Annotated in this window: 5 protein-coding genes; all 5 read right to left on the reverse strand. The window is 44.7% G+C overall.

What is annotated here, in order from left to right; all coding sequences use genetic code 11:
* Positions 1-194: 194 nt before the first annotated feature.
* The 5 genes from rsmH to cbiQ all read right to left on the reverse strand — a co-directional run bounded on the left by rsmH (position 195) and on the right by cbiQ (position 5,372).
* Positions 195-1,070 carry a 16S rRNA (cytosine(1402)-N(4))-methyltransferase RsmH gene (gene rsmH, locus O9324_RS16105; protein WP_288140703.1) on the reverse strand — a complete coding sequence of 292 codons (876 nt, stop codon included), beginning with the start codon at positions 1,068-1,070 and terminating at the stop codon, positions 195-197.
* A 30-nt stretch (positions 1,071-1,100) separates the two neighbouring features.
* Positions 1,101-2,612, reverse strand: coding sequence for a threonine ammonia-lyase, biosynthetic (ilvA, locus tag O9324_RS16110; RefSeq protein WP_287109287.1), 1,512 nt, complete (start codon positions 2,610-2,612; stop codon positions 1,101-1,103).
* A gap of 91 nt (positions 2,613-2,703) precedes the next feature.
* Positions 2,704-2,916: a hypothetical protein gene (locus O9324_RS16115; protein WP_223211781.1), complete on the reverse strand. Its 213-nt coding sequence runs from the start codon at positions 2,914-2,916 to the stop codon at positions 2,704-2,706.
* Between the two features lie 885 nt (positions 2,917-3,801).
* The gene (locus O9324_RS16120; protein ID WP_002769392.1) at positions 3,802-4,584 is read right to left on the reverse strand and encodes an energy-coupling factor ABC transporter ATP-binding protein; all 783 of its coding nucleotides are present in this window, start codon (positions 4,582-4,584) and stop codon (positions 3,802-3,804) included.
* Between the two features lie 14 nt (positions 4,585-4,598).
* The gene (gene cbiQ, locus O9324_RS16125; RefSeq protein ID WP_288140704.1) at positions 4,599-5,372 is read right to left on the reverse strand and encodes a cobalt ECF transporter T component CbiQ; all 774 of its coding nucleotides are present in this window, start codon (positions 5,370-5,372) and stop codon (positions 4,599-4,601) included.
* Positions 5,373-5,539: the final 167 nt, after the last annotated feature.

Here is a 5,539-nt window from a genome sequence, read left to right on the forward strand (position 1 = left end):
TCATAATAAATTTGGCAGAGGATTAAAGATTAGTTATTGTGACTAACTCTTTTGATTAGAAAAAGATAAACTTGAGAATCTTCGGTCAAATTTATTGACTCAAAATCAGCTGTAATTAATTTAAATGAAACAGCCCTACCCTTATCAAGGGGGGACTAAGGGGGGATCGAACCTAAAATCCATTTTTAATTTAATTATAACCAGCTACTTATCTTTTGGGCTATTCTTAGTTTAGCCGAACGAGAACGAGGATTTTTAGCTTGTTCTTCTCGGCTGGGAATAATCGGCTTTTTCGTGATAATTTTCAAGGAATGATCTTCGCGAAAGCCATACTTGATCAGACGATCTTCTAGACTATGAAAACTGATCATAGCGATAATTCCCCCAGATTTTAGCCAGTGGGGGGCTTGATTTAACAATTTTTGCAGAGAATCTAATTCTTGATTAACAGCGATGCGTAGGGACTGAAAAACCCGCGTTGCCGGATGAATACGTCCGTAACGGTAACTAGCGGGGACAGAACTAGCGATGACAGCCGCTAATTCAGTAGTGGTAGTAAAAGGACGTTTTTGGACGATCGATCGAGCAATAGGACGAGATAAACGTTCTTCTCCGTATTGATAAAAAAGATCTGCTAATTCTTTTTCCTGCCAATGGTTAATAATATCAGCTGCCGTCAGGGATTGACAGCGATCCATCCGCATATCTAAGGCTGCCGTGTGGCGAAAACTAAAGCCGCGCTCGCTCTGATCGAATTGGGGAGAACTGACTCCTAAATCGGCGATAATGCCATCAAAACTGCTATTTTGTCCATTATAATCGGCGAAGTTGCCCCACCAGAGGGTTAAACGGCTATCTAGATAGGGGGCGAGACTAATTTTAGCGGCTTCTAGAGCGCTTTGATCGCGATCGATGGCGGTTACTGTCGTTTGGGGATGGGCTTCTAAAAGCAAGCGGCTGTGTCCACCACCGCCTAGGGTAAGATCGAGATAATGCCCCCCGGGTTGAATATTTAAGCCGGCGATTAATTCTTGACTCAAAACGGAAATATGGGGAAAATCTTGATTCATCTGTGCTGATAACTTCCTAAAAATGGCGATTTAACCTAAAAATAACTGATAGGCCCGGTTTTGACTTTCATCCCAATAGCGATAACCGAGAGTATCGAGAAAAGCTTGCCATTGATTCATTTCGTCGGGGGGGACTTGTATGCCGACGACGATGCGCCCGTAATCGGCTCCGTTATTGCGATAATGGAAAACGCTGATATTCCAGTGGGGACTCATGGAGGCGACAAATTTCATTAAAGCCCCCGGTCGTTCGGGAAACTCGAAGCGATAAAATAATTCATGATCGGCTAAATGCGATCGCCCTCCCACCATGTGCCGTAGATGCAATTTAGTCAATTCATCATCGCTGATATCGAGAGTTTTAAAGCCGCAAGCTTCAAAACTCTCGGCTAATTTCTTGGCATCGCTGCGATTTTCGATCTGGGCGCCGACAAAAATATGTGCTTCTTTTTCATCGGCAATGCGATAACTAAATTCGGTTAAATTGCGTTTGCCGACACATTCGCAAAAACGGCGTAAACTGCCCGGTTGTTCGGGAATAGTCACAGCATACAACGCCTCGCGCCGTTCCCCTAATTCTGCCCTTTCCGCCACAAACCGCAAACGATCAAAGTTCATATTCGCCCCACAAGCCACAGCAACAAGCGTTTTATCCTCAATTCCTTCTCTTTCTACATAAGCTTTCGCTCCTGCTACCGCTAACGCCCCCGCAGGTTCTAAAATCGAGCGTGTATCTTGAAAAACATCCTTAATCGCCGCACAAATATCGTCCGTATCCACGAGGATAATCTCATCCACATACTGCTGACAGAGACGAAAAGTCTCCTCTCCCACCTCCCGCACCGCCACCCCGTCGGCAAATAATCCCACTTGAGACAAACGCACCCGATAACCGGCTTTTAGGGATTGATTCATCGCGTCTGAGTCCACAGGTTCCACCCCGATAATTTTAATTTCTGGGCGTAAACGCTTGACATAGGCTGCAATACCTGATATTAGCCCACCGCCACCAATAGCGACAAAAATGGCCTCGATCGGTTGCTGATATTGTCGTAAAATTTCCATACCGATCGTACCCTGGCCAGCGATTACCTCTGGATCATCGAAGGGATGGATAAAAGTTAAGCCTTTTTCCGCTTCTAACTGCCGTGCGTAGGTGTAGGCATCATCGTAGGTGTCACCGTGCAGGACGACAATCCCACCCCGGGCTTTTACTGCGTCGATTTTGACTTGCGGAGTGGTGACAGGCATAACGATAATCGCTTGGGTTCCCAATTGCCGCGCTCCCAAAGCGACTCCCTGAGCATGATTTCCCGCCGAGGCAGCAATTACACCTTTTTGTAACAAATCCCTTGACAAATGCGCCATTTTGTTGTAGGCACCGCGCAGTTTAAAAGAGAAAACCGACTGCATATCCTCGCGCTTGAGTAAAAGCTGATTGTGCAAGCGTTGGGAGAGATTGGGGGCAAATTCCAAGGGGGTTTCTTGGGCGACATCGTAAACCCGTGCGGTGAGGATTTGAACCAGGTAATCGCAGTACATTATTCTTTTTTGGCGGTGGGGATTCGCGAGTCAGGCCAGTATCCAGAATAGATCATCGTCGGTCCGGTTAGCAATAAAGAGCTATCAGCTGTCAGCCGTCAGCTTTTTGCTCTGTGTTCCCTACTTCCCACTTCCCACTGATGTAACCTCTCAATAACTGCTGGAAGCTGTCGCGAACAAAAATCAAGGTCGTGTAGGGGTTGCTATGAGGGAGAAAATCTGGTTTAACACAGATAGGAGGATTGCCACAGAGAGCCAAAGGAAAATTGAGAAAGCCCTCCGCCAAGAAGTAGATAGCTGACAAAACCTCCTGAGGAGCCTGACTGAGCAACTCCAACAACAACAAGCCATCATTGACCAACTCTCTCAACAGCTAAAAAAGCAGCAAGAACGAACCACCCAACTGGAAGCCCAACTCAGAGAACAGAAAAAGCTCAAAGGCCGACCGAAGATAAGAGCCAGCCAACTCAACGAAAAAACCCCGGCGTTGCTTAATCAAGGTATGAATGCTAATTTTGCATATATCAAAAAGTCAGTTTGAGCCTGAGTTTTAAAAAATAGAACTCTTGCAAATTAATTATATGTTATAACTGGACTTCCCCCGTATAAACATACTAGCTATGGCTAAAAGTCTTACAGAGCCTGAGTTAAAGCAATACAATACAAATAAACTACTGGACACAAAATCCTGAAGTTCTTACGCAGATAGGGTTTGAGGCAAAAATTTTCAAATTTGACCTTTAGACCATTATAGCTTGTTTCGGGGCAGAAAATCAGCAAAAACATGGCTACAGAGGGAATCCCTTACTCTAGAGATTAATGACACTATCTGTTAAAATCAGGTTAGCGATCACTATACAGCCAACTCTACGGAATCGCTCTACTCCAGATACAGTCAACGGTACAGCCATTTTCAAGTGAAAAATGTACCCAGTAGTCTCTTTTCAATTTTTTCTTAGAACCGACCTGCAGTAAGGGTTTTGTTAATTTTTTAGTATTTATGTATGGGGGAAGTCCAGTTATTACATCATTCTCCCTTAGAATCCCAAAAATTAACCGCTAAGTAGCGGTAATCTGTTGACCATCTAAATCACTCGTTAAGACTGTCTATGAGAGGGGAAAAGGGAGCTTTTTTTTAGTGTTCAGTAAACAGTAATCGGTGAACTGAAAACTCACATCTGATAACTGATCACTGATCACTGACTTGTGAGGGCGCATCAGCGATCGCACAGTAGGGACGACTATAACAAAGGGGTGTTTCCAAGTCGTGTTGTTCCAAAAATTCCCGATTACTTAAAATCTTAGCGGTTTCTCCCTCTCCCACCACCTGACCACGACTTAACACCACCGTGCGATCGCATAATTCTAAAGCCAGATCGAGATCGTGGGTAGCGATCACTTGGGTTTGGGGTAAAGTGGCTAACAGTTGTATTAATTGCCGACGGGACCGGGGGTCCAGTTGGGCGCTAGGTTCATCAAAAACTAAGACCTGCGGTAACATGGCTAAAACCCCCGCAATGGCCACGCGTTTTTTTTCACCCCCCGATAGATTCTGACTGTTTCTCTTACCATAATGCTGGGAATCCAATCCCACCGCGTGTAAAGCATGATGACAGCGATGGTTTAAATCCTCTCCCCGAATTCCCTGATTCATCGGGCCAAAAGTCACATCTTCCCAGACAGTGGGCATAAATAGCTGATCGTCGGGGTTTTGGAAGACTAAACCGACAAAATTGCGGATATTTTCTAAATTCTCTGGTTTAACTTGGTAGGGACCGACGGTGATTTTACCCGTTTGTGGCGGGAGAATACCGTTAAAATGCAGTAATAAGGTGGATTTTCCCGATCCATTTGCCCCGACTAAAGCCACCTTTTCCGTAGCTTCAATGGCTAAATTAATACCCTTTAACGCTTCTGTACCGTCAGGATAGGTATAAACTAGGTTTTCAATAAAAATCGGGTTGTGGTGCATGAAAAACGAGACTTTTACCTGAGTAGATGTACCATTTGACCCCAGAGGATCAGAATTACTATGCAAATTATAGCGAGATAATCTTTCAGCTTGCTTTGGGGAACCTGTAGAGAAGGCAAGGAACCAGTGTAACCCCTCGATAACATGGCCTGATAAATGCGATCGCCCCGTTCGTAGGTACGGATAAATAAAGAGCCGATCATGTGTCCCACTAGCAACCGTTGCCATCGGGGACTACTCATTAAATTACGCGCAATTGCTGCCCTTCGCATGGAATTAAATTCAGCGATCAAAACAGCTAGATAACGGTACATAGAAGCCAAAATTGCCACCAATAAAGGGGGAGTTTTTAGGGTAACTAATGCTTGCAACAGGTCGGGAATTGCTGTCGTTAAAACCAGAATATTGACCGCACAAAGACAAAGAAAAGCTTTTAGGGCCACACTGCCTAACACCAGCAATCCCTCGCTAGTTATCCGCAAAAATCCCCAAGACCAAAGAATTTCGCCGCCATCACGAAAAAGAGTTCCCAATAAAACCACACCGATAAAGACAAATTCGATCGCTACTCTTTGTAAAAGTACGGGAATAGTCACCCGACTGATCAGAATTAAAATAATTAATCCTAATCCGTAAATCCCCCAAGTTTCCCAGCTACCATTCGGAGTTAAGGCTGTGGCAAAAACTAACAAAAGAGTCACTAAAACCCGGGTATGGGGCGCAAGTTTCTGCCAAAAACCGCAATTTTGGCGCTCATTTTCGCGAGAAAAAGTAGCAATGTGTAGCATTTATCCAGTGATCAGTTATCAGTTATCAGATGAACGTAGGTTGGGTTGAAGCATGAAACCCAACGCCCGCATAGTTTACGCTACCGCTAACCCATCCTACCAATAATTGTGCCTCCCTACTTATCAGTTAGAAAGGGGATATAGGGATATAGAACGTAGGTTGGGTT

It is taken from the genome of Microcystis sp. LE19-84.1B (assembly GCF_027531875.1).
GTDB classification, from domain to species: domain Bacteria; phylum Cyanobacteriota; class Cyanobacteriia; order Cyanobacteriales; family Microcystaceae; genus Microcystis; species Microcystis panniformis.

What these genes read in the sequence shown, in the direction of transcription:
- rsmH (WP_288140703.1), bottom strand. Translation starts at nt 1,070, where the DNA reads ATGAATCAAGATTTTCCCCATATTTCCGTTTTGAGTCAAGAATTAATC.
- ilvA (WP_287109287.1), bottom strand. Translation starts at nt 2,612, where the DNA reads ATGTACTGCGATTACCTGGTTCAAATCCTCACCGCACGGGTTTACGAT.
- O9324_RS16120 (WP_002769392.1), bottom strand. Translation starts at nt 4,584, where the DNA reads ATGCACCACAACCCGATTTTTATTGAAAACCTAGTTTATACCTATCCT.
- cbiQ (WP_288140704.1), bottom strand. Translation starts at nt 5,372, where the DNA reads ATGCTACACATTGCTACTTTTTCTCGCGAAAATGAGCGCCAAAATTGC.